Genomic DNA, 24,423 nt, shown 5'->3' on the forward strand with positions numbered 1-24,423 from the left:
AAAGAAATCGATAATATTTGTAATAATATTAGTGAAGATGTAGATTTTATGAATATACCTTTATTAGAAATAAAAAATTGTTTAAATAATTTATCTAGTGATTATTTTGAAAATATAAAAGAGGGGCATATGCAATATTTTTATAAAATAGACAATTTTTTAAAAGATCCAAAAAATAAGCAATATTTAAAAATGTATATGAATACAATTAATGAATTAAAACTTAAGATAACGTCTTGTAGAAATGATTATGACAAATTTGACAGAATATTTATAGTTTTATATGATTATACTTTTAATAAACATGAAGATGAATTAAGATTAGATAGAAACTTTATATTTGTATTTTTACATTTTATGTATTGTAATTGTGATATAGGTAAAAAATGTAAAGAAGAGATGATTAAAAAATGATAAAACCACATAAATATTTAGATGTTGATAGTAGTGTTATAAGAGTTGGAAGTTTGATATTAAAAGAAATGATAGATAATAAAATTATTAGTTATAGTGAATTATATAATAAGATTTATAATAAAGTTGGAAAAAATGTTGAATATACTTTTTTGCCATCGCTTAGTTTTATATATTTATTTGGAAAAATAAAATATTATAAAGAAAGTGATACATTGGAGCTGATATTATGAAATTTATGCAAATATATTCAGATAATGATAAATTTAAAAGTTTTAGATTTGTTGAAGGTTTAAATGTAATTTTAGGTAAAATAACTCATGAAGAAAATAGAAAAATAGATACTCATAATTTAGGAAAATCTACACTAATAAATGTATTAGATTTTATGCTGTTAAAAAACATTAATAAAAAACATATGTTTAAAAAGCATATAGATAAATTTAAAAGTTTTACATTTTTTCTAGAAATAAAATTAAATAATGGAAAATATATCACTATAAAAAGATCTGTGAAAAACAATACCAAAATTTCTTTTAAGTTGCATAATAATAAATATCAGAATTACATAAATGAAACTATTTGGGATTATAAAGAGTTGTCTATAAATTCTAAGCATCCTGAAAAGAACCCAATAAATATATTAAATAATTATTTATCATTTGATGTTTTAAAGAATTATAATTATAGAAAAACGTTAAATTATTTTTTGAGAACTCAAGATGATTATAAAGATATATTTCATTTAAATAAATTCAAAGGTAGTGATATTGAGTGGAAGCCATTTCTATTTCAATTACTTGGATTTAACGGAAAATACTTATATGATAAGTATGAGTTAGAAGATAAAAAAAATTCTAAGAAACAAGTTATAAAAGATATAAAAGAAAAATTTTCAATAGATTATGAAGAAGTAGACAAAATAAATGGTACTATTGGAATTAAACAATTAGAAAAACAAAAATTACAGGAATTAATTGATAATTTTGATTTTTACTTAAAGGAAAGAAATATAAATAAATCTTTGATAGATAGTATAGAGAATAAAGTAAGCGAACTTAATACATTAGAATATAATCTTGAATATGAGATTAGAAATATACAAGAATCTATAAGATTAAAATTAAATTATAATGTTGAAGATATTAAAAAAGTTTATAATGAAGCAAAAATATACTTTCCAACACAAATAACAAAAGATTATGATGCTTTGATAGAATTCAATAATAGAGTTACTGAAGAAAGAAATAAATATTTAAAAGAAATATTTACCAATAAAAAGAAACTTTTAGAAGAAACTAAACAGCAATTAAAGGAGCTTAACATTAAAAGATCCAATATGTTATCTTTTGTTAAAGAAAAGGATAGTTTTAAGAAATTTAAAAAATATCAAATGGATATTGTAAATATAGATAGAGAAATAGCTAATTTACAGAGTCATTTAGAAAATATAGATATAGTTAAACAACTGAATGATGATTTAGATGATACAGTGATAGACATAAATAAAGTATCTTCTTCTATACAAGATCAAATAAAATTAGGAAATGATTTATATACTAATATAAGAACTACATTTTATAATCTTACTAAAGAAATACTAAATAAATCAGGGAGACTTTCTATATATCCTAATAAAAAAGGTAATGTGGAATTTAATGCTGATATATTAGATGATGAAGATAATGAATTGACCTCTCAAGGTGATGGTAATAGTTACAAAAAAATTCTATGTGCCTGTTTTGATTTATCACTTTTAATATGTTATTCTAATAAATCTTTTTATAGATTTGTATATCATGATGGAATTTTTGAAAGCTTAGATAATAGAAAGAAAATGAATTATATAGATGTATTAAATAAAGTGTGCGATGATTATGGAATACAAATTATAATCACATTAATAGAAGATGATTTACCATATTTAGAAGATAAAACAAAATATACTTTTTCTGATGAACAAATTGCTTTGGAACTAAATGATAATCCAGATAACTCAGGTAAATTATTTAGTATGGAATTTTAGAATGAGGAATTAATAGAAATAATTCCTCATTTGTAATTATTTTGAGTGTTAATGTTATTTATAGTAGATGAATCATAGCTTATTTGATTTTTTATATTAAAAGTATTTTGAGATTTGGTATATATATTAAAATTATGTTCATTTTGTTTTATCCATTCTGAAATACAATTACTAAATTGTTCTGGCATATCAGTATTAGTTAGGTTTTCATAAATAGATCTTATATCATTAAATGGTCTTTTTTCACTTAATGATTTTTTAGTAGAAATTTCTTTTATGTACTTTTCTGTTAATCTATCATCGTTGTTGAAAAATTTTCTAAATTTATCAATAAAAGACATTCTTAATGCTCCAGATTTAACCAGTTCCCATGTTAGCTGACTAGCTATACTTGTACCTATAAACTGAGCAACATTAGTTAATATTGTATTGTCCATTTGTATAAAACTCCTTTAGCATAAAAATATGATTTAAAAATCATAAAATGTGTTATAATATATTTAGAAGAAGCCGTTACGGTTTTAAAAGTTGTTTAATTTTTTGAGTTGATTAAAATGCACTTATGCGAGGGTGTATTTTAATTTTTTGAGTTTTTTTCTTCAGCAGTTATGGAAATTTCATTTTCAGATAACTTCCCAATCGAAGATTTACTTTTTAGAGTTAATTTATCCTTAAAATATGTTCCTACAATCACCATAGCCGTTAAGCTTAATGATGTAACACATACTACTATTAACGCAATTAAAGTATCACTCATCCTGTCACCCCCTCTGATGTCAGATTAACCGTAACGACTCCTTGGTAAGAGATAAACTCCGGGGGGATGACAACTAAAAATATTTTTTATTCTCTTGGGACTATTATATCATATTTTTCAATTGAAAAAACAGACATATATTCTCATATAATGGCATTTACACAGAACTTATGTTCGTCTTAAAAGTAAAAAAATAATAGCATTTAATTGTTATTAGTCCCACAAATCATGTCAGCTATATCATCAGCAGATTGCTCCATATTTGTATGCTGCATGTCCAATCCTATCATATAGCCAATATTAGGCATATCATCAGTAATGTGCTTGATTTCATGTATGAAAACTCTGCATTGAGTTTTATAATTTATAGAACCATTAAGAATCAAATGATAATTTCCACGTCTACTTACGTAAACAAATCCTAATAAACCGGAAGGCATGTTAAAACCTATAGTTGTTTTAATATTGAATGCATTCATAACTTCATAGAAGGGTATATCCTGATTTAAAAGAGCCTTCAGGAGTGGCTTGTCTAGTATATCCATAAAATCATCCTCTCAAGTATGTATTTAATAAAATCTTTATTTAAAATATCATTAATCCACCTGATACGCTAATTTTCAGATGAAGAAAAATTATTGAAGTTTTCAAGGAAGTCATAAGCCTTTTGACCTTTGATAACTGGAGACTTAATCGATTTTACATCACCAGATATTTGGGCAGCAGTATGTGTCAAGTTATCTATTTCAGCTTTATGTATTTGTGAATTGTGTTCCAATGCTTTGAGAATTTGAGTATTTTCAGTTGTTTGAGATTTGAGTTCATCAAGCTGAGATTGTATTAAATTAAATCTATTGTCAATTGAATCAACCTTACCTGTAAGATTGCCTAGTAGGTTTAATATTTTTTCCTCATTGTTCATTAAATCATATCCTTTCAAATTTATTTTCTAGTCATGGCTATTATATGAAATTATACCATATATTATTTAAACTGTGGTATTAAAATATAAAATTAATATTTAGTATATTCAGCTGTTAATATAATAAATATAGTTTTTATTACATCATATATAGCAAGTACACATAAATTTAAACTAGATAATTTAGAATACCAATATATTTGACTTTTACTTATAATTTTTATATTCCATGTTATATTAGGAATATCCATTGAATAAAATATAGAAATTAAAATAACAAAAACTAAAAATTTGAATATTAAAAATGTATCATCTTTAATCTCTTTTATGCAGTTATTAAGTAATTTATTTAAAAGAGCTTCTTTTTGTTTTGGAAATTCTTTAAATGATTGTTTAATAGAATTAATAGTTGGATATAATAATGCTATGGTGGCTACACTTAAAGATAATAAACCTGTTATTAAAGTTATTAAAAAATCGTCTCCTAATACTTTTACATCATTTAAATTAATATTATACCTTACAATTATAAATGGTATCAATAAACATAAAAAGACAGTAAAACATAATTTGTATATTTTAGGATTTTTTGGTATCATCATTTCTTTTATCTTTTTTATCATTACTTATGGTATCACCTGGCTTTTTATTTATATCTGATAATATTTTTTCTATTTTATTAGTATTTTCTTTAATAGTATTGTCATTTAATTCAGAGGGGAGTTCAACTTGGTTCAAATTATTAGAACTTGTATATGTTTTAGCTTTTTTTCCAAAAAACTTAGCTTTTGCAGACCACTTTCCACCACCACATGCTATATATTCTATAAATGATTTAAAAAAATGTTTCTTTAATCTAAGGTTGCCTTGATCATTTTTAAGATTTATATTATTTTCAGTAGAATTAGATACTTCTTTTAAAGTTTTTGCAAATTCTTCAGCATTAGTTATTCCTTCAAACATATTGGGTGATTTTAAATTTAAGTCTACTTGATATACATTTTCTGCTGTATCTATAATTTGCCAAAAATGCTTAGGATCACTTAATTGATCAACTGTAATCTCATATCCGTGCGAAAGTAAAAAAAGATTTATATATTTTTTAAAGGCATTTATTGTAAGAGAATAGTTTTTAAATACAGTTGTTTTTTTCTGTATAAGTATAATTTGAAGCTCTGTATTTATTATGATATGTACAAATGGATTATTTTTAATTATATTTTCTTTTATATCATTTCCAGTATCTTTATAAGTTGTTGTGTAAGTTTGTTTACTAAATTTAAAAAAGTATAAATTACCAATATTTTCAATAATATATAACTTATATTTTATGTTATCATTAGTATCTTCAATTTGAGTATCATTATTATTAATAATAGATTCAAAAAGAGCTTTTCTATCATGTACCAACATTTGAGACATAGATATTTGATCAAATGGTACTAAAAAATACCTGTAACAGCCATAAGTACTATTTTTCATGTGCTTTTAAATCCCCCTCAAGATATTTACCCATCATTTCTATCTTCTTCATCTTCTATAGCCTTTATAATTCTAATAATCTTCTTTATATCACCCGGAGTCATTTCCTTAGTCTGCTTGAAAAGCAATTTCAAATCCTCTCTGTCTTTTAGGGTATCCCAAAATTCAGTTAACTCAGGATCATCATTTACTGATTCAGATATTTTATCAGCAGAGGTACGTATATTAGTTCTTCCTAGTAGGTAATCTAAAGAAACTTTAAAATAGGTGGCAATATTTTTTAATGTTTCTTTATCGGGAAATCTAACATTTGTTTCGTATTTAGATAGTGCTGAATAAGTTATACTTAAAGCATTTGCAAGATCTTCCCTTGAAAGCCCATTTTCTTCTCTTAATTGTTTTAATATGTCACCAAATTCCATTATTAACACCTCTTGAAATTATATTAACACAATGTGTCCAATTGAATAACAATTTTTCCAAAACGGGAAAATAATTATTGACATTAGACATATTGTCTAGTAAAATAAAATTAAATTGATGGACAAAATGTCTAAAAGGAGATGAGTTAATGAGAAAAAATTTAAGAAAGTGCAGGTTAAATAAAAAATTGTCTGTAGAAGATATATCACAAGTGTTGAATATATCAAAGTCTTATTATTATAAAATAGAAAGTGGATTAAGAAATCCAACAATGATTCTAGCAAAACAAATGGCAAATTTACTAGAAGAAGATATAGAATTTCTTTTTTTTAATAATAATTTAGACAAAATGTCCAATAAGGATAGCTATATTTCACTATAAAATTTAAGCTAATTCTATTATAAAACCCATAGTTCTATATCACCATGATATGAGTTTCAGGAATGATATGGAATATGTGAATTGAGTTGCAGAGTTTTTATGAAAGGGGAAAAAGATAAATGGATAATGAGAATTTAGAACAAAGAAAAGCTACACCTGAAGGAAAAGTTCAAGTACAGCTAATAGGTAAATGTAATCATTGTAATGTAAAGAATATTTTATCACATAATATACAAGCTAAACCTAGATTTTGTATGCAATGTGGTAATAAAATTAATTATTCTTTATTAAAATAGCCTTCTTCATTAAAGGTTGAAATAGAGCCACAATAAGGACAAAATTTTGCATTATTAGGTAAAGAAAATTTTTCATCGTTATTGTTTGTTTCGCATTGATCATTTGAACAATTGTTTATTAAATATATTCCACATTCTTGACAGAATTTAACTTCTTCGTCAAGATGGTCCTCAAAACCACAATTAGGACATTTCATAGATTATCACCACCTTTCTTGATAGTGATAATTCTACAAGGATATGTAAAAACCTTTAGGAAAAAATGTAATTTAAGTAACCAGGCACCATCTATTTGAATACTATAATATTAGTAATTTTAGGAGGAATTTTTATGGCCAAAAGAGAGAGGATTAGATATGAGGACATAAAAGTAGTTATCATGAACCCGGAGTGCTTACCTATAACCCAAAAGAAAATATTTGATTTCTTCTATGAAAAAGTTATGCGTGAACAGGCTCAGAAGCAGGCAGAGAATGAAAATAAACTTAAAGAAGTAAAGTAGTCTACAAGGCTGAAAGGCCTTTTATAAAAAATATTTTTCTGAAAAGAGATAAATACTTGCTCAATATATTCTATGATGAATATTTAAAAATAGTACCAAAAATAAATAATTTTCAAGGAGGATTAAAAATTGAAAGAATACAGCTTGGGAGAATTAATAGATAAGTTTGGAAGAAATAACAATTTGAAATTCAAGTTTGTTGCAGAAGAATCTTATAAGACGAATGAAGGAGCCGTAATTGCTTTGGATGCAGAGGGAAGAGTTGTAAATGAAGAAGGTGAACCTATATTATCAAATTTTAATTTGAGAAGTAAATTCAGATTGGTAAATGAGCCAGTAGATAAACTGGAAGCCTTTAAAGCATTCAGTATGGGTAAGACAATCTATTGTTCATATGCCAACAACAAATATGAATATATTCCTTGTCATGATAGTGAGTTTACTGCTTTGAAAAATAAGTTTGATGAACCTGTTTCAATTGAAGAAATTTTGTATGGTGAATGGTTCATAGAGGAGGACTAGAAGGATGTATAAGAGGGCAAGAAAAAAGTGTAATTTAAGTATTGAAGAGGCAGCGTTTAGATTAAATATATCATCAAGGACTTTAATCAACTATGAATCAGGAGATACAACACCTTCACCTGATATAGCACTTGCCATGTCAAGATTGTACAAGCAACCTTTTTTAACACAGATTTATTGCAAGGAATGTTGTGGAATTGGAAAAGCTTATAGTTATTCAGTTCTTGATAATGTAAATTTGAGTATTGAAAGTGTACTTTTGAGTTTACAGGAAGAGGCTGTTGAGGCAATGGACGTACTTCCAGATATGTTGAGGTTAATAAGAAATAAAAAGATCAGGTCTGATTTTGCTGATAGTGACTGGCGTTGGTTTATAAAAGGGCTTCAGGAATGGCTTGACCTTGAACACAATATTGAGTGCCTGAAGATATCATTTAACAGATTTGCAGATATGGAAAAACTTATACAGGAACATAATGCAAAGTGTATTGCAAGGCATTATTCTTTAATATCAAGATAAAAAAAGAACCCTTAACAAAGGGTAAAAACAAGTTTATTTGCTAAGATACTCGGCAAAGTATCTTAGCTCCATTATATCATAAAGGAGCGTGTATTCAAAGTGAAAAAAATATTTACAATTATAACCACTAAAAACAAGGAAACCTTTTTTAATCAAGGTAAGTTTATTGTAGCCTGCGGTAAGAATTTTAATATACGCCAGTCAGGAGACACTCAGGATGTGATCCGTAAATGAGCAGGTGGAAGAAAAAATCTGTTGACAGCTCAAAATCTAATTTATTGCCTGGGCAAATGAGTGTTTTTGATATTGGATATGAAACCATGAAACTTCAGACTGCAGAGTTTATACATAATAAACCTGTACCTCACACTGATTCAAAGGATATAACCCCTATGCAGGAAAAAACTTTGAAGAGATTTATATCAGATTATGAAGTTTCAAGAGCTGCCAAATGCGGAAAAAGCCTTGAAATAGAAGTTGTAAATGCAGATGGGTTTATTGCCTACTGGATAGGTGAAAATGGCAGGGAGGAGTTTCATTTTAACAATAGGGCATCAATACTGCCCTGGGATAAAGTTGTATATTATTCGGAGAAATTTAAAGAGCCTCCATTGACTGAAATTCAAAAACAACATTTTGATGAGTTTTTAGAGGAGAATGATTGTAAAAAGATTGAAAGAGTAATTCATAGAAAAGGTGACCTGAATATTCTTATAGAGTATTCGGGCAAAATTATAGATATTATTTCTAACGGTTGGGTTTTGGAATTTAACAATATAAAGCATATAAACTGTATAGAAGGTGAAGTTGTGAAAGATTATTCAAAGTCTAAAATTCATTCTGAAATCACTTCTAAAACAGAAGTAAAAGTAGGGGATTTGGTACAGGCTTTGAATGGTGAACAAACTATAGAAGGCAGAATAACACGTGAATACGGTATGGATAATGACATACTCAATATAGAATTCAAGAAAAACAATGGATATGCACGTACCGCCATAGGTAGAAGGCATGTTTTGAAAGTACTGCAATCTGTTTAAAATAAAAATACACAAAAGGAGAATATAGTATGGCTCAATTTAGATATGTTTACACAAGTTTCTGGGAAGATCCAGATGTAGTTGAAAGTTTTACACCGGAAGATAGGTTGTTTTTCATATACCTTTTGACTAATCCTCATACAACACAGATAGGTATATATAAAATAACAAAAAAATTAATATCATTTGAACTTGGATATTCCATTGAGTCTGTTAATGCACTTATAGCTAGATTTGAAGAGCATCATAAGGTAATAAAATATAACACCCAAACAAGGGAACTTGCTATAAAAAACTGGGGTAAATTTAATTTAAATAAAGGTGGCAAACCTGTTGTAGATTGCATTAAAAAAGAGTTTAAAGCTGTAGAAGACAAGAGTTTGTTGGCATATATAGCTGGAAATATTAAAAATCCCAACATGAAACTTTTATTCATGCAGGAATTAAGCAAATATTATTCTGAAATCAGTGAAGAAATAGTACCTGAATCAGACGATACGTTAGACGATAGGTCTGACGATTCGTCTTGTGGCTCGTCAACGATACGTGGACAAAAAGAAAATGAAAACAAAAAAGAAAATGATAATAAAAATATAAATAATATATATAGTCCAAAGGAGCAGGAAGAAATTCAGGAAGATAAACCTCAAAGAGACTCAGTTCCCTATGAGAAAATAGTACATGCTTTTAACTCTTTGTGTCCATCAATGCCAAAAGTGCAGAAAATATCCAAGCAGAGGAAGTCTGTTATAAAGGCAAGGTGGCAGGAGTATTCAAGCCTTGATACATTCTTGAAAGTGTTTAAAATGGCTGAGACAAGTGATTTCTTGTCTGGAAGAGATGGAAAGTGGAGTGCATGTAGCTTTGATTGGATTATTAAAAGCCAGAATTTTATCAAGGTCATGGAAGGCAATTACAGAAATAAAACAGCCAATAATTCAGAGCAATGTAATTCCAACAGCACTTTTAACAATTTCAAGCAGCGTGATTATGATTTTAAGTCTCTAGAAAGAAAACTTTTAGGATATTGAATATAAATCTAAAGGAGACAGCAACTCATATGAAAGAGCCAAGTATTCCTAATGACATAATAGAGTTGTTTGACACTATTTTGGATTATGCAATGACAGTTAAGAGTGTTACAGGATATAAATGTGCCAATGAGCCTGATTTGTTGGCTGCCTGCAGGATTATGGAGAAGATAAAGAAAAGGGATTAGTGTATACTGAAGATTTGAGAGGTGGAAAAATGGACACAAGAGTAATTGAAAAAGTAAAAAAGCTATTGGCTTTAAGTGAAAGTAGCAATGAAAATGAAGCTAAATTGGCAATGCTTAAAGTTCAAGAAATAGTAGTGAAATATAAAATATCTATGAAAGAAGTAGAAAATTATAAAATTTATAATACCAAAGTATTAAATAAAAAGACCAAGATAAGTTTTAAATCTGCAAAATGGAAGGGGCTATTAGGTTCTTTGATAGCAGATAATTTTGGATGTTATTGCTATTATAATACCAATAAGACACATATAATAACTTTTTTAGGCAGAGAAGAAGATATAACAGTATGTAATATAGTTTTGGAATATGCTATTGATTGTATTTTAAGCGAGACAAATAGAATTAGGTATCGATATAGAAAAGATGGATATAGTACAAAAGGAATCGTTAGCGATTATGCACTTGGTTTTATATCAGGCTTAAATGATAAATTTGAAGAACAAAAGAGAGATAACCAAGAATGGGGACTTGTTTTACAAAAGGATTCAGAGGTTATAGAACGATATGAAAATATTAAATTTAAGGGATATATTAACTTAAATCAGAAATTTGAAGGTAATTCAGATATTATGCAACAAGGAGTTGAAGATGGAAAGAAATTCAGTATCTCAGATAAAGTTGAGCAGGGGAAGTCAGATGAAAGTGTGTTGTTGAACAGCTAATTAATAACCAAAATCAAATTATTGTGAAGTAAATAGTTCTTTGAAAATTGAATAGTACGGTGTATGATAAATGTAAAAAGTTATTGACATTTATCCATAACAGTTGTTAAAATATAAATGTAAAAAGATTTTTACATTTGTACTTTATAAATAATTATAGGAGAATGATTGCTATGAGAAAGATGGATGAAATGGAAATGAGTATTAGTTTAAAAGCAATAAAATGTGCATGGACTTATACGATAGTATTTTTAGCAGTTTGGCTTATATATAATTTTATTCATACAGGAAACATGGGGCTAGCAGGTTTCTTATTAATAACACAGAACTTTGTTTTGATTTCAGTACAATTTTTTTTGAAATGGAAGCTTGGAAGAGATGAAAAATAATATAAGAATTTTAAGAAAACAATTTGGACTCAGACAGGAAGATGTAGCCAACGCTTTGAATGTAACAAGACAAACAATAAATGCCATTGAAAATAATAAGTATAATCCAACGCTAGAATTAGCAATGAAATTGGCTAGATTATTAAATACTACAGTAGATGAATTATTTATGCTTAATGATTAGAGTAACTTCTATACACCGTATTATTCAAAAGAATTTTACGGTGTTTTTATATTTGCAAATAAAAAAGCCAGGGGTGAAATCCTGGCATAGCAATGGTTATAGGGGAACTATGATTATTAAAACACCGGAGATTGATCATCACCAGTATAAAGGTAACTATCAATATACTTCAGCATAATATTTAAGTTTGAGTAAACATTGAATATTAATAGATTCAATATATTAATAACCTTATGTGAAATAGGATGTACAGAAATTAGATATATTATACTGGAAATTTTATGTAGCATATAAAATAAAAAAAGACCAGGAGGAAAAATCCTGGTAATGCATAGAAAAAAATATGGGGAAACATTTATAGTATTTACATAATTGGGATTATTATACATGACAGGAGTGAAATTATGGAAGAATTAACTGAGATGGAAAGATTAAAGCTTTCTTTGAAATACAGTACTTCGGAGAAACATAGAAAATTACTTGAAGAGAAAATAAGTAAAATTGAAAATAAAGCAGACAAGAAAATTAAGAAGATTAATATACAGGAGAGTTTTTTGTAGAAATATAAATAAGATTCAGGGGAGGAGTTAAAATAATGGATAAAATTCAAATGGCTAATATGGAGAGTAAGCTCAGAGATTATTTTAATAGAGATAAGAGAATGAGAGCACTTAATATGAAATTAAATATCCTGAAAAAACAGATAGATGAAATAGGGTACAAGCTCAGGAATGTTAAAGTAAACCTCCCCGAAGAATCTAGATCAATGGTATATGAAGAAAGAGTTCAGACAAGTCATACAGGTGAAAGCTATGCCGAGAGGACTTTACTGCGTATAACGGATAAGTTGCTGAGGGAACAGTCATGGAAGATAGAACAGATTGCTGACATAGAAGAACGGTTACGAAACATGGAATCCAGTAATTCTGTAATTGAAGTTAATATAAAAGATTTAAGAATTGAAGATAAGGATTTTTTGAAGGAAAAATATAAATATAGGAAAGCAGACTGGCAGATAGGTATGAAATTTAATATGACACAGGGTGCAGTTACTAAGAGAAGGCACAGACTGATTGAGAATATTGCTAATTGGGAACCTTGGGTTAGTACAGTTAATTAATGTATGTTATAATTTTTACAACATGATAAATACTGGAAGGATAGGAGTGATAAAATGAATTTAAATATAAAGAATGTTATTGGAATTCCTATTGCCATTGTTATTTTAATTATAATTATAGGTGTCATTGGTAATTTTTTAATTAAACGTAAATAGTGATTTATCAGGAATTATTTAGGAATTAAATTGGAATTACATAGGAATTAAAATATTGCCAAAATGTAATATAATGATATTGTGATAATGCATCAGGGATTACAACTGATGATAACTGTTAAATTCTCCTTTTTTGATAAGCCTATGGCTCCAGGGTTAAATGGAGCTACCAATGCGGGAAGCCGTAAATAAATTAATACTATATCTTGTGCAGGGCATCTAATTATTCAGGTGTCCTATTTATATTGTTTATAAGATCTTAAAAAATTAAATAGATAGTTAATAAATATGACGTCAATTTGTAACATAAAACCTATATCATAATAAGTGTCCTAAGGAAATACCTTAGAGAAAATGGAAATAATGCTTTTACATAAATGAAGAAAAGTAATGGTAATTACCAGACTGGTGCCTGTAGTTGCAGGGCACACTAAACTCAAGTGCAACTGCCACTTAACAGAAATTGTTGTTCCCCAACAATTAGTTATAGAATAAGCATCCATCATTCAGGATGCTTATTTTTATGCATGAAAGAAGGTGGAGAGGTGTGAAAGTGAAAGAGATATTGAAGGATAAAATAAAAGAATCAAATAAGAATAAATCCAGGAGAGGTGAGCACCTCTCCTTTTATGATTATCAGAAACTTATGCAGCATGATACATTTAAAAGAGTTAGAGGTGCTATTAGACAGATAAAATAAAATAATTTCATAGTGAGGTGGTGATATGAATGTAGTTGAGCCAATAAAAAATATAAATAAAGTTCAAGATATTTTGAAATATGCCAAACAAAACAACGAAAGAGACTATGTAATGCTGGAACTGGGATTTCATACAGGGCTTAGAATCTCCGATATATTAAAACTTAAAGTTGGTGATATAAGAGATAAGAACAATAACATCAAAAAGTACTTGATCTTACGTGAAGGCAAGACAAATAAATTCAAGCGTATAAAGTTGAATCAGGAAGTTAGAGAGTGCTTGAAGAAATACTGTGTTGGCAAAGAATCCTATGACTATTTGATTAAATCTAGGGAACATATGAATAAACCAATAACAAGACAAAGAGCATATCAGATCATAACAGAAATTGGAGGTATGCTTGGCATAGAAGATCTAGGATGTCACTCTCTTAGAAAAACATTTGGATATTTATATTATAAAAAGACAAAAGATATAGCTTTATTACAGAAGATATTCAATCACAGCAGTCAATTTGTAACTCTTAGATATATTGGAGTAGAACAGCATGCTATAGATAAAGCACTAGATAGTATGAACTTTGGAATTTAAGTAGTACTCTAATTTGTCATAATGAGTATATGTAAAACTCATTGAAATACATGATTTGGTTTAGTGCTTATAAGGCTACTGAATATAAGCCATAGAGCGTATATAAGATAGGTTTAAATAAGTTTTACACAATGTATATTAAGTCAAATTCAAAATACGAACGAAGGTGGTAAAATTCCTAAGAATGTTTGTGCTTTTGGAGATTGTCACAGAATTATTCCAGGTAATGAGAAGTATTGTGAAGAACACAAAATGGCATTTGAAACAAATCGTAAAGAAAAATATAAGCACTATAAAAAATATAGAAGGGATAAAAAGGAACAATCCTTTTATAATTCAAGACAGTGGAAAAAGTTAAGAGAGTTTATTTCAGTAAAATATAAAGGCCTTTGTCTTTGGTCATATTATATTGATGAAAGTATAATTTTGGCAGATGCATATCATCATATAGTTCCAATCAAGGATGATTGGAATAAGAGATTGGATATATATAATATAATTCCATTAAGTAATAGATCACACAATATGATTCATGATATGTATAAGAATGATAAAGAAGGTACACAAAGATTACTTGTGAATCTTATTTGGAAGTGGAATAAGATTGGAGGGATAAAGTAAATGGACAGGGATATAGTTAAAGCAAAGAAGTTCTTTACTGATATGAGAGATGTATCACAAGATATGTTGGATATCATACAGCAGGAAGAGCAGGGGAAACAACCCAGTGAAGACCAGGTTACCATGATACTTGGAAGATTTGCCATCTTACAAATGCAGGATAAGTTGTAGCAATATTCATCCTGCAGAGATTATTTACAAAAGCTGGATTATATTAGGGCAGGGGGGTACAAAAAAGTTTAATATGAGCCCCAAAAGGTCGCGTGGCCTCTACTCTGTGAGTTTTTCTCGGTTTTTGAAAGTTTTTAGATGGAATTTGGAGGTGTATAAAAATGCCAGGAAGAAAAAATATGTCTGTAAAATCTATCCTAGAAAATGGAAACAGAAGTCATTTGACAAAAGATGAAATTGAAAAAAGACAGGAGCAGGAAAAAGTACTTGAAAAATTGCAAAGCAATAAAATAAGACCTCCGACCTGGATGAGCAAAATGGGTAAAAAGATTTTCAAGGACATTGTCAAGAATCTTAAAGAAATTGATATTCTTGTTAACGTTGATGTATATGGACTTGCCATTTGTGCTGATGCCATGGATAAATACATCAGATGCACCATAGCACTTCACACTGAACAATTAAGAATAGAACAGGTAAGTAAACTTGGAGTTAGTGATGTTGAAAATCCTCTTGTAAAAACTCAAATAAGATATGCTGATGTTTTTAAAAAGTATTCCAGTGATTTTGGACTGTCTCCTGCATCACGATTGAAAATAGTTCAGGCCAATACTCCTGAACTTGATGAAGATGAACAGGAATTTGAGAGTGATTTTGGAGATGTCTGAATATAATACAGTTCTTGAAGAACTTATCGACTATAGCAATAAAATTATTTCTGGAAGTATACTTGCATGTAAAAGACATAAACAAGCCTGTCAAAGATTCTTGAACGATCTCAAGAAAATGGAGACGGATACTTGGAATTATTACTGGGATGAAGTAGAGGCGGAGAGAATTGTCAAATGGTTCTCCTATTGCAAGCACAGTAAAGGACCACTTGAAGGTAAACCTATAGTTCTAAATAGCTGGCAGAAATTTGTTGTATGCAATATAGAAGCATGGAAGTGCAAGGATACAGATTACAGAAGGTTTAGATTTGCTTTTATTCAAGTTGGAAGGAAAAATGCAAAGTCACAGATGGAAGCTGGAATGGCTGCCTATGAATGTGGAGCTAAAGGTCATAATGCAGCGGAAATTTATACTCTTGGTGTTGAGAGAGATCAGGCTAGATTGGTATTTGATGAAGTGGACCTTATGCTCAGCAAGCCACTTAAAAAAAGATTTAAGATAGTGCAGAAGGAAATAAGGCATAAAAAAAGCCACAGCTTTATAAAACATCTTTCTCAAAAAGCTGGAAAAACTGGTGATGGTAAAAATCCTCAGATGGCAATTATTGACGAGTATCATGCCCATCCCAATTCAGCCATGTATGATGTTATGAAGTCAGGTATGATTTCAAGGCAGGAACCATTGCTGGTCATTATAACAACTGCAGGAGTAGATTATGAAGAAACACCTTGTTATTATGAATACAAGGACTGTTGCTCCATTCTTGATGGTACTATTGACAATGACAGATATTTTGTAATGATAAATGAACTTGAAAAAGAAGATGATCCATATGATGAAACTGTATGGATAAAAGCCAATCCTGTTGCAGCAACTTATAAAGTAGGTATTGAAAGTATAAAGGAACTTATGGTACTTGCTAAAAGTTCTAGTGATGAAAGCAAGAAGACGGATTTTCTTACAAAGAACTGTAATATATATGTTGCTGCAGGTGAAGACAAGTATATTGATATTGAATACTGGAAAAAGAATCAGAGGGAAATATCTTTTGAAGACTTCAGAGGACAGAAGGTAAATATAGGTGCTGACTTATCAAAAACAGGTGATTTGACATCCAATTCATTTGAGTTTGATTTTACTGAGATTGATAAGAAACAGAATAAAGATATAATCAAATATGCTGTATTCAGCCATTCATATATTCCTGCAGCGGTTGTTGAAGAAAAATCAAAGACAGATAATGTACCTTATGATCTTTGGATTAGTAAAGGATGGCTTACTAAAACTACTGCCAACGATGGATTGATTATAGATTATATGGAGATGGTAAACTATATAGAAAATATAGTTGAGAAGTATGATCTTAAACGAGGCAAATTGGGATATGATCAGCATTATGCTAATTTCTTTGTAGCTGAAATGGAAAATAGAGGTTGGGAATGTGTTAAAGTTCCACAATCCTGTGCTAAATTGGACAATGCTACAGTAAGTTTTAGAGACTTGATAAAAGTTGGACATATAGTACATGATGGAAATAAACTTTTTACATGGTCATTGGACAACTGTGAGAAGGATACAAATAGTTTTGGAGAGATAAAATTAAAGAAAAAAAGCAAGTTTAAGAGAATAGATCCTGTCGCTTCAGCTATTTTCTCACATGAAATGTATATCAGTGAATTGAATGATTTTGAACCTGATACAGAAGAATACCTGAGGATGATGGGTTGGGACAAGGAGGTGAAAGATTGAATGTATTCAGTAAAGCAATAAAAACTATAAAGAATGTAATAACTCCAACTCCCACAGCTAATATGCAAAGTGAAGATTTGCTTGAATGGCTGGGAATAAGTAAGACACCAAAGAGATTGGTTAGTGAGGTAACTTATTTTACTTGTTTGAAAATGCTATCTGAAACCTTAGGAAAAATGCCATTAAAATTTTATCAGGATACCAATGATGGTATAAAAAAAGCTGAGTCAAATACTGCTCATAAACTTTTAAAATTGAGACCAAATCCATTTATGACTCCTTCAATATTCTGGTCTACTGTTGAACAAAACAGAAATCACTATGGAAATGCTTTTGTGTGGATCAGAAGAAAACTGACTCTCTATAAATATGGTGGTGATTATGAAATACAGGATATGTGGATCATGCCTTCTGAAAGTGTACGTGTAATACTTGATGATGAAGGATATTTTGGAGATAAAGGTCAGATATATTATTTTTATACAGATAAATATTCAGGTCAGACATATACATTCAGAAATAATGATGTAATGCATTTTAAAACATCCTATAGTTTTGATGGAATAATGGGTGCACCGGTTAGAGATATTCTAAAAACTACTTTAGAAGGTGGACTTGAAAGCCAAAATTTCATGAACAATCTTTATAAAAGCGGACTTACAGCTAAAGCGGTACTTGAATATACAGGAGATTTAAAAGAACCTGCAAAGAAAAAATTAATTGCAGGGTTTGAAGCTTTTGCAAATGGTTCTGAAAATAGCGGAAAGATTATTCCTGTACCTCTGGGAATGAAACTCACGCCACTTAATATAAAACTTACAGACAGTCAATTTTTTGAACTCAAAAAATTCAGTGCTTTGCAGATTGCAGGTGCTTTTGGTATAAAGCCCAATCAAATTAATAATTATGAGAAATCAAGTTATACAAACTCGGAAATGCAGCAGTTGAGTTTTTATGTTGATACGGAGCTGTTTACATTAAAACAATATGAGGAAGAGATAACTTATAAACTTCTTGAAAAATGGGAAACCGATGAGGGTTTCTTTTTTAAATTCAATGAAAAAGTTATATTGAGGACTGACAGCAAGACACAGATGGAGACACTGGCATCAGGAGTCAACAATGGTATCTATAAGATTGATGAGGCTAGAGAAATATTGAATCTTCCAAAGGCAGAAGGGGGAGATATAATAATGGTAAATGGAAACTATATTCCTGCCACCATGGTAGGCAAACAATATAGTGGAGGTGATAATAAAAATGAATAAAAAGTTTTGGAATTTTATAAAAAATGATGCTTCAGAGGAGTCATCTGAAAACATAGAGCTTAGAATATCAGGTGATATAGTTCCAGATAATGATGCATGGATATATGAGTGGCTTGAAGAGGAGTCTGCTTCACCTAATGCATTTAGAGAAGAGTTAAATAATTATAAGGATAAGGACATAACTGTATGGATTGACAGTTATGGAGGAGATGTATTTGCCGCAGCAGGTATTTACAATGCTTTAAAAAATCATAATGGGAAAATTACTATGAAAATTGACGGAAAGGCTATGAGTGCAGCAAGTGTTATAGCCATGGCAGGAGATGAAATACTCATGTCTCCAGTTGGAGTAATGATGATTCACAATCCACTTACTGGCGTAAAGGGAGACATGAGGGATTTGAGAAAGGCTGCAGATGTTCTGGATATAGTAAAAGAAACTATACTCTAGCATTAAAATCAGGTATGAGCCTAACATCTATTCAACATCTGCTGGGACATGAAAGCCCTGCAACTACACAAATATATGCACAAACGGATAATGAATCCGTAAAACAAGAATATAAAAAATATCTTACTCAGTAGAACTTGGATTATCCAGGTTCTTTTATTTTGTTCAAAAATACTTAATTGGAGGTGCTATATGAATGATATTAACATAGCAGCAATAACCACTGCTGTAGGACTTTTATGTACTATGGTAGGGACTTTTGTAGGATACAAGAGTTTTAAAAATGATACTGAAAGAAATTCTAAACAGGAGGTGAGAGAAGATGCAAAAGGTGATACTCAACTTAAAATGCAGCTGGATTATATAAGCAGGGGAGTTGATGATATCAAACTTGATATCAAAGATCAAAACAGAAAAATATCAAGTTTGATAGAAAGAGTTGCTAGGATTGAAGAGAGTGTTAAGTCAGCACATCATAGGATTGATGATTTGGAAGACAAAATATAAATTTAGAAAGGAAATGATTATATGAAAACGACTTACGATTTTGGTCACGGAACTGGCCAGGATAGGGGAGCAAGTGGCTATCGAAATGAGGAGCATGACTGCAGAGAATATGGAGCACTGGTAATTAAGAAATTGCAGGCTCTAGGTCATACCTGCTATAATTGTACGCCGCCTGCAAGTCCAGCACTTACACTCGGACAATCTCTTGCCTATAGGGTAAATAAGGCTAATTCTATTGGCTCTCAATTGCATCTTTGCATGCATGTCAATGCATTTCAAACAGACAAGGCCACTGGATGTGAAGTTGAGTATGCAAGCAATTCAGGAAAAACTTATGCAGACAGGGTATCAGCTGAAATTTCTACATTTCTGGGACTTACAAATAGAGGAGCAAAACTGCAGGGTGGATTATATGTATTGAAGTATACCAGTATGCCTGCAATATTGGTAGAGCCATTCTTTTGCGACAATAAATCAGATTGCAGTAAATACAATGCCGAGAAACTTGCAACTGCTATTGTTAAGGGTATTACTGGGATAGATACATCAGTACAGGCCAAAACAACCAACACTACTGTAACTCCTGTAAAATCAGCTCCAAAGTATGATGAAAGTATTCCAACAGGAGCTAATATTATGAATATATCGGGTGGCTATATTGAGAAAGCTGCTGACGGAAGATTAATAATTCATCTTGATAGAGCAAATTATGTTGCTATTGGTAAGGGCTTTATAGATGCATATACCAATGACAATAATGGTCATGGCGATCATAAAAGAATATGTGGTTAATTAGGAGTCTTGATTTCAAGACTCTTTTAAATTATAAAAATAAAAATTTATGGAGGTAATATATTATGGTAAGTAACGAAATAGCAAATATAATAGCAAGTGGAGTATTGAGTGTTTTGGGAGCTTTAGCTTCTTATGGAGTAACAGTTGGAGTTAATTATTTAAAGAAAAAGAGAGATGCTCTTATAGCCCAAATGGGAGTAGACAAGTATAATGAGAATTATAAACTTGCTCATGATTTATATTATACTGTAGAGCAAAAATTTAGATTTATTCCAGATGCAGGAAAACAAAAGGCAGACGAATTTAACAAGATTTTAGTTGAAAAGATTCCAGGTATATCTCAAGAGGAAATGGATCATTTCAGGGAGGCCATTTGTGGAAAGATAAATTTTCAGGTTAAAGATAGTGGAGTATTAGCTCCTGCCTTTGATGAAAATAAAGACATATCAGATGTAATAAATAACAATGTGCATGTGTCAAGTGATGCAACTAACTTAGAGATTAAATAAATTTTAAATTTATCATAGTGGCCATACTAGGTCACTATTTTTTTACTTGTTAAACGAACGTGGTTCTAAAAAGAAAGGAAGATGTTTAATATTAAAGTCACCTATAAGTAGAATGGGAGGAAAATCAATATAAGAAAGTTTAAAGAGTTAATTGTAACTAATTATTAAAATTAAGAGTGTGATATTGTATAATAATTATGGATAAACAATTTAATAAAAAATTGTAATTTGGAGGAGAACTATGTGCCATTTCTTAAATTATATGGATAGTGTATATAAACAAGCAGTATTAGATATAAAGGACAAACATCCTGACTGGAAAATAGATAAAAATTTTATTATCTATAAGGAAATAATACCTGATGTAGAAGGTATTGTTTTTAAAACAAAATTACAATTAAAAAAGAAGGGAAAAAGAACTAGTGTATTATTTCAACAAGAATTTAAGAAAAGAAAAACTAGGTACTACTTAAGTGAATATGATATAGTACGAATGCTTATTTATATATTTGATACATTTAAAGAAGAAAGCAATACTATTTACTTATGTATGTGCAATTTAATAAATGATACTGGACAAGACGTAAGTTTTAAGATTAATGATAAAAAATTTAAATTTAAAGGAATTCAATATTTAGGTCAAAATGATAAAAAAATCTTAACTCATTTTGATTATTATATTGGAATTAATGATTTTATATCTTTACTAAATCTTGTAATAGAAAAAGATAGATACAGTGTAGAAAATCAACATGATAAAGGTACAATACTTAAATATATAGTATTTTTAGTTCTTTTTAGTAAAAGATCACAACCAAAAAATAAGTCAACTATGAATCAGATATTAAAAGATAAAAAAATATTTATAGAAGGAGCTAGTTTAAAGGAATATAAGGAAATCATTAATAATACAGGTAGAAATAAATTGTATTTTGATACTAGTTTAAGTGATAAGATTTTGTGTTATAATATTACATAGAGGAATCCTAGTATGGCATTCAGCCAACCTTAGAAGTTAAGGTAGTTGTAAATACAAAATTGTAAAATTATTATCGGACTACCGCCGATATATATGAGAGTGAAAATTTCATATTTTATTAAGATAGAACAAACTGGTTCTATCTACAAAAATATGAAATTTTACGATGATTTACTAATAATAATTTTAGTAGGATTCCTCTTAAAGGTGATGAATAATTATGCAATATTATTTTAAAAATATAGCAAAATATAAAAACCCAGTTCCACTGTATTTTTTATGCGGAGTTAAATATAATTTTGTTAATCCTAAGGATGATAAGAGGGTTGTATTGAAAGAATATTTAGAAGGAAAGGGTTACCACTGTATAATATTAGAAGAAAATTTTGTTATTAATAAAGATAAGAATGGTAAAATGTTAGGTTATAAATTTATAAATTTAGAAAACCTTAATGATGTTGAAACCTTAGCTTGTATGGCTGTTGACGGAATATTTATAATACATGAAAGTCATTCAACCGCAGCTGAAATAGCACTATTTGCATCGAACAATTGTATTGCAAAAAAAACATTTGTTTTGATTCCAGATAAGGAAAATGCTGAAATAAATCATTTTTCAGGATTCTTATTATGGGGCTATAGTGACTTAATAGCTAAACGAGAGATATTTTATCCAGTTACTGAAAAGTATATCAAAAATCGGGTTAATGTAGAAATAAGAACTTATTTTAATAAAAACATAATAGGAAAAAATTTGAGTGCTAAAATAGATAAATTTATTGATAATAAACCTGATAATAAAAATCTTGAAATTATAGAATCTAGTTATGGTAAAAATATTAATAATTTAAACTCCTATCGTATTGAGTCGAATAAAAAAATACATATTTCTATAGACTTAGAAATTTTACGATATTATACAATAGCAATTTTTAATATTCCTGAGTTTAGAAAGGATTTTAGGAGTGCTAATAATTTTTTCGAAGGATTAACGATATGTCAAAAATGGTTAAAAAAATTATTTTTAAATACAGTTCAAAAACATAGAAAAGAAGATATTTCAAGTTTGGATTGCGTTTTTGAAATATCAAATTCAATAAATGCTAGGTTGAATTTTAGAAAAGCTATTTCTTTCATTTTATATATTCTTCATGCTATGGAGTGGATTAAAATTGATCCAAGGAATGAAAAAGGAATATCAATTTCAAAGAGAACAGATACTTCAAGAGGATTTAAATATATCTATGAAAAGTACAATAACATAATATCAAAAGAAGATTTATTAGATAGAGGAAGTATGTATTTATGAGAAAAATAAAAGGTAAAATATTTTTTATTCCGAAAAAGCATGGTTATAGAAAAATAATAACCTATAATCAATCTGATTCTGATATTGAACTTAGAAAATTTCACGTAAAAATTGCTTCACTTTTATATAAAAGAGTATTGCCTTCAAAATTTGCTAAAGCATATATAAAAAATAGATCTATTATTAAAAATGCTAAAACTCATATGTATAATGATATTTTTATTATGTTTGATATAAAAGACTTTTTTCAAAGTATTAACCATAATAGGTTAATAAAGAAATTATATTATGAAATAAACCTAAACAATAGAAAAAAACTTAGTATGGTTAGTTGTAGTGATATTATTAAGTCATGTTCAATATCAAATAGAGGGTTGGCTGTAGGTCTTATTCCGTCACCATTTCTTGCTAATATTTATTTAAAAGATTTTGATAATATTTTATATGGAAATTTAAAAAAGTTAAATTTAAAAAATATTATGTATACAAGATATGCTGATGATTTAACAATTTCATATAAATCAGATACTCCTCTAAAAATAGAAAAAATAGAAAAAATAGTTTGCGAAAATTTGAAAAAATTCGGATTAAAGTTAAATTGTAGAAAAACAAGAAGTATTAATCTAAATAAATCTAATCATGTAAAAGTAACCGGAATTAATATAATTAAAATGTTTGATAATTATAGACAGTTATCTGTTGGTCGTAAAAGAAAAGATGATTTATATAATTTAGCAATTAAAATTTCAAAGAAAAATTTTAAAGAACACAAAGAAAATGAAATAAATAAAATTAAAGTAAAAGGCCTACAATCATTTATATTATCAGTTGAAGGAGAAAAATATGAACAATGCTATTCAGAAAACATGATGTCAGTAATTCATGATTTAGGATATAAAAGTTTAAAGCAACTTATTGATAATATATAACAAATAAAATTAATATAAAAATTTTTATTAAACCCATCAACCACGCCATTACCCAATACAGTTTATTAATCCGGTCAGGAGGTCCACCAATGGCC

General features: G+C 28.8%; 38 protein-coding genes. 30 read left to right on the forward strand and 8 right to left on the reverse strand.

What is annotated here, in order from left to right; translation table 11 throughout:
- The 3 genes from KM800_RS13345 to KM800_RS13355 form a co-directional block, all read left to right on the forward strand.
- Positions 1-414, forward strand: a 414-nt coding sequence (locus KM800_RS13345) for an ABC-three component system protein (protein WP_217813533.1), incomplete at its 5' end; no start/stop codon positions are given.
- Positions 411-647, forward strand: a complete 237-nt coding sequence (locus KM800_RS13350) for an ABC-three component system middle component 8 (RefSeq protein ID WP_217813534.1) — start codon at positions 411-413, stop codon at positions 645-647. The genes KM800_RS13345 and KM800_RS13350, both read left to right, overlap by 4 nt.
- On the forward strand, positions 644-2,440 hold the full coding sequence (locus KM800_RS13355) for a DUF2326 domain-containing protein (protein ID WP_217813535.1): 1,797 nt from the start codon (positions 644-646) through the stop codon (positions 2,438-2,440). The genes KM800_RS13350 and KM800_RS13355 overlap by 4 nt, the downstream gene beginning before the upstream one ends.
- Before the next feature lie 26 nt (positions 2,441-2,466).
- Here the strand turns inward: KM800_RS13355 and KM800_RS13360 are convergent, their stop codons facing one another.
- The 7 genes from KM800_RS13360 to KM800_RS13390 form a co-directional block, all read right to left on the reverse strand.
- On the reverse strand, positions 2,467-2,877 hold the full coding sequence (locus tag KM800_RS13360; RefSeq protein WP_217813536.1) for a hypothetical protein: 411 nt from the start codon (positions 2,875-2,877) through the stop codon (positions 2,467-2,469).
- A gap of 140 nt (positions 2,878-3,017) precedes the next feature.
- Positions 3,018-3,197: a hypothetical protein gene (locus tag KM800_RS13365; protein WP_217813537.1), complete on the reverse strand. Its 180-nt coding sequence runs from the start codon at positions 3,195-3,197 to the stop codon at positions 3,018-3,020.
- Positions 3,198-3,400: 203 nt separating this feature from the next.
- Positions 3,401-3,742: a hypothetical protein gene (locus KM800_RS13370; RefSeq protein ID WP_217813538.1), complete on the reverse strand. Its 342-nt coding sequence runs from the start codon at positions 3,740-3,742 to the stop codon at positions 3,401-3,403.
- Between the two features lie 68 nt (positions 3,743-3,810).
- Positions 3,811-4,119 (reverse strand): M domain protein, encoded by a 309-nt coding sequence (locus KM800_RS13375; protein WP_217813539.1) that lies wholly within the window; start codon positions 4,117-4,119, stop codon positions 3,811-3,813.
- A 92-nt stretch (positions 4,120-4,211) separates the two neighbouring features.
- On the reverse strand, positions 4,212-4,742 hold the full coding sequence (locus KM800_RS13380; RefSeq protein WP_217813540.1) for a hypothetical protein: 531 nt from the start codon (positions 4,740-4,742) through the stop codon (positions 4,212-4,214).
- Positions 4,699-5,601 carry a hypothetical protein gene (locus tag KM800_RS13385; RefSeq protein WP_217813541.1) on the reverse strand — a complete coding sequence of 301 codons (903 nt, stop codon included), beginning with the start codon at positions 5,599-5,601 and terminating at the stop codon, positions 4,699-4,701. Before KM800_RS13385 ends, KM800_RS13380 begins: the two co-directional genes overlap by 44 nt.
- Positions 5,602-5,627: 26 nt before the next feature.
- On the reverse strand, positions 5,628-6,023 hold the full coding sequence (locus tag KM800_RS13390; RefSeq protein WP_217813542.1) for a helix-turn-helix domain-containing protein: 396 nt from the start codon (positions 6,021-6,023) through the stop codon (positions 5,628-5,630).
- Positions 6,024-6,172: 149 nt separating this feature from the next.
- Between KM800_RS13390 and KM800_RS13395 the strand changes: the two genes are divergently transcribed.
- Positions 6,173-6,406 carry a helix-turn-helix transcriptional regulator gene (locus KM800_RS13395; RefSeq protein WP_217813543.1) on the forward strand — a complete coding sequence of 78 codons (234 nt, stop codon included), beginning with the start codon at positions 6,173-6,175 and terminating at the stop codon, positions 6,404-6,406.
- 119 nt (positions 6,407-6,525) lie between these two features.
- Positions 6,526-6,702: a hypothetical protein gene (locus KM800_RS13400; RefSeq protein WP_208936561.1), complete on the forward strand. Its 177-nt coding sequence runs from the start codon at positions 6,526-6,528 to the stop codon at positions 6,700-6,702.
- Here KM800_RS13400 and KM800_RS13405 read toward each other — a convergent pair.
- Positions 6,684-6,899, reverse strand: a complete 216-nt coding sequence (locus KM800_RS13405) for a hypothetical protein (RefSeq protein WP_136711003.1) — start codon at positions 6,897-6,899, stop codon at positions 6,684-6,686. The genes KM800_RS13400 and KM800_RS13405 overlap by 19 nt on opposite strands.
- 134 nt (positions 6,900-7,033) lie before the next feature.
- Here KM800_RS13405 and KM800_RS13410 point away from each other — a divergent pair, with 134 nt between their 5' ends.
- From KM800_RS13410 to KM800_RS13530, 25 genes are all read left to right on the forward strand, one after another.
- Positions 7,034-7,204, forward strand: coding sequence for a hypothetical protein (locus KM800_RS13410; RefSeq protein WP_160285372.1), 171 nt, complete (start codon positions 7,034-7,036; stop codon positions 7,202-7,204).
- A gap of 129 nt (positions 7,205-7,333) precedes the next feature.
- A complete protein-coding gene (locus KM800_RS13415) occupies positions 7,334-7,726 on the forward strand; it encodes a hypothetical protein (RefSeq protein ID WP_217813544.1) in 393 nt (130 codons plus the stop codon).
- A 4-nt stretch (positions 7,727-7,730) separates the two neighbouring features.
- Complete coding sequence (locus KM800_RS13420) at positions 7,731-8,246, forward strand: helix-turn-helix domain-containing protein (RefSeq protein ID WP_217813545.1); 516 nt, start codon at positions 7,731-7,733, stop codon at positions 8,244-8,246.
- A gap of 230 nt (positions 8,247-8,476) precedes the next feature.
- Positions 8,477-9,286: a hypothetical protein gene (locus tag KM800_RS13425; RefSeq protein WP_217813546.1), complete on the forward strand. Its 810-nt coding sequence runs from the start codon at positions 8,477-8,479 to the stop codon at positions 9,284-9,286.
- Between the two features lie 29 nt (positions 9,287-9,315).
- Positions 9,316-10,317 carry a hypothetical protein gene (locus KM800_RS13430; protein WP_217813547.1) on the forward strand — a complete coding sequence of 334 codons (1,002 nt, stop codon included), beginning with the start codon at positions 9,316-9,318 and terminating at the stop codon, positions 10,315-10,317.
- Positions 10,318-10,346: 29 nt separating this feature from the next.
- Positions 10,347-10,505: a hypothetical protein gene (locus tag KM800_RS13435; RefSeq protein ID WP_217813548.1), complete on the forward strand. Its 159-nt coding sequence runs from the start codon at positions 10,347-10,349 to the stop codon at positions 10,503-10,505.
- Between the two features lie 29 nt (positions 10,506-10,534).
- Positions 10,535-11,227: a DUF2786 domain-containing protein gene (locus KM800_RS13440; RefSeq protein WP_217811208.1), complete on the forward strand. Its 693-nt coding sequence runs from the start codon at positions 10,535-10,537 to the stop codon at positions 11,225-11,227.
- A 173-nt stretch (positions 11,228-11,400) separates the two neighbouring features.
- Complete coding sequence (locus tag KM800_RS13445) at positions 11,401-11,616, forward strand: hypothetical protein (protein ID WP_039658504.1); 216 nt, start codon at positions 11,401-11,403, stop codon at positions 11,614-11,616.
- Positions 11,606-11,800, forward strand: a complete 195-nt coding sequence (locus KM800_RS13450) for a helix-turn-helix transcriptional regulator (protein ID WP_039658505.1) — start codon at positions 11,606-11,608, stop codon at positions 11,798-11,800. The genes KM800_RS13445 and KM800_RS13450 overlap by 11 nt, the downstream gene beginning before the upstream one ends.
- Positions 11,801-12,204: 404 nt before the next feature.
- On the forward strand, positions 12,205-12,360 hold the full coding sequence (locus KM800_RS13455) for a hypothetical protein (RefSeq protein WP_187115126.1): 156 nt from the start codon (positions 12,205-12,207) through the stop codon (positions 12,358-12,360).
- A 50-nt stretch (positions 12,361-12,410) separates the two neighbouring features.
- Positions 12,411-12,920, forward strand: a complete 510-nt coding sequence (locus KM800_RS13460) for a hypothetical protein (RefSeq protein WP_217813561.1) — start codon at positions 12,411-12,413, stop codon at positions 12,918-12,920.
- A 679-nt stretch (positions 12,921-13,599) separates the two neighbouring features.
- Positions 13,600-13,776 carry a hypothetical protein gene (locus tag KM800_RS13465; RefSeq protein WP_217813549.1) on the forward strand — a complete coding sequence of 59 codons (177 nt, stop codon included), beginning with the start codon at positions 13,600-13,602 and terminating at the stop codon, positions 13,774-13,776.
- A gap of 25 nt (positions 13,777-13,801) precedes the next feature.
- Positions 13,802-14,368, forward strand: coding sequence for a tyrosine-type recombinase/integrase (locus KM800_RS13470; RefSeq protein WP_217813550.1), 567 nt, complete (start codon positions 13,802-13,804; stop codon positions 14,366-14,368).
- Between the two features lie 252 nt (positions 14,369-14,620).
- A complete protein-coding gene (locus KM800_RS13475) occupies positions 14,621-14,989 on the forward strand; it encodes an HNH endonuclease (RefSeq protein WP_217813551.1) in 369 nt (122 codons plus the stop codon).
- Positions 14,990-15,160: a hypothetical protein gene (locus KM800_RS13480; RefSeq protein ID WP_217813552.1), complete on the forward strand. Its 171-nt coding sequence runs from the start codon at positions 14,990-14,992 to the stop codon at positions 15,158-15,160.
- Positions 15,161-15,321: 161 nt separating this feature from the next.
- On the forward strand, positions 15,322-15,828 hold the full coding sequence (locus KM800_RS13485; RefSeq protein ID WP_136711012.1) for a phage terminase small subunit P27 family: 507 nt from the start codon (positions 15,322-15,324) through the stop codon (positions 15,826-15,828).
- Positions 15,821-17,581 (forward strand): terminase large subunit, encoded by a 1,761-nt coding sequence (locus KM800_RS13490; RefSeq protein ID WP_217813553.1) that lies wholly within the window; start codon positions 15,821-15,823, stop codon positions 17,579-17,581. Before KM800_RS13485 ends, KM800_RS13490 begins: the two co-directional genes overlap by 8 nt.
- Entirely contained in the window at positions 17,578-18,849 is a 1,272-nt protein-coding gene (locus tag KM800_RS13495; RefSeq protein WP_243652123.1) for a phage portal protein, read from the forward strand. The genes KM800_RS13490 and KM800_RS13495 overlap by 4 nt, the downstream gene beginning before the upstream one ends.
- The gene (locus KM800_RS13500; protein ID WP_217813554.1) at positions 18,842-19,300 is read left to right on the forward strand and encodes a head maturation protease, ClpP-related; all 459 of its coding nucleotides are present in this window, start codon (positions 18,842-18,844) and stop codon (positions 19,298-19,300) included. The genes KM800_RS13495 and KM800_RS13500 overlap by 8 nt, the downstream gene beginning before the upstream one ends.
- A 192-nt stretch (positions 19,301-19,492) precedes the next feature.
- The gene (locus tag KM800_RS13505) at positions 19,493-19,807 is read left to right on the forward strand and encodes a hypothetical protein (protein WP_217813555.1); all 315 of its coding nucleotides are present in this window, start codon (positions 19,493-19,495) and stop codon (positions 19,805-19,807) included.
- 21 nt (positions 19,808-19,828) lie between these two features.
- Positions 19,829-20,599 (forward strand): N-acetylmuramoyl-L-alanine amidase, encoded by a 771-nt coding sequence (locus KM800_RS13510; protein ID WP_217813556.1) that lies wholly within the window; start codon positions 19,829-19,831, stop codon positions 20,597-20,599.
- A gap of 65 nt (positions 20,600-20,664) precedes the next feature.
- On the forward strand, positions 20,665-21,111 hold the full coding sequence (locus tag KM800_RS13515) for a hypothetical protein (RefSeq protein WP_217813557.1): 447 nt from the start codon (positions 20,665-20,667) through the stop codon (positions 21,109-21,111).
- Positions 21,112-21,352: 241 nt separating this feature from the next.
- A complete protein-coding gene (locus KM800_RS13520; protein WP_217813558.1) occupies positions 21,353-22,090 on the forward strand; it encodes a hypothetical protein in 738 nt (245 codons plus the stop codon).
- 220 nt (positions 22,091-22,310) lie between these two features.
- Positions 22,311-23,399: a hypothetical protein gene (locus KM800_RS13525; protein ID WP_217813559.1), complete on the forward strand. Its 1,089-nt coding sequence runs from the start codon at positions 22,311-22,313 to the stop codon at positions 23,397-23,399.
- Positions 23,396-24,328 carry a reverse transcriptase domain-containing protein gene (locus KM800_RS13530; protein WP_217813560.1) on the forward strand — a complete coding sequence of 311 codons (933 nt, stop codon included), beginning with the start codon at positions 23,396-23,398 and terminating at the stop codon, positions 24,326-24,328. Before KM800_RS13525 ends, KM800_RS13530 begins: the two co-directional genes overlap by 4 nt.
- Positions 24,329-24,423: the final 95 nt, after the last annotated feature.

Origin of the sequence: Clostridium tyrobutyricum (assembly GCF_019144085.1) — a bacterium.
Lineage (GTDB): Bacteria > Bacillota > Clostridia > Clostridiales > Clostridiaceae > Clostridium_B > Clostridium_B tyrobutyricum_A.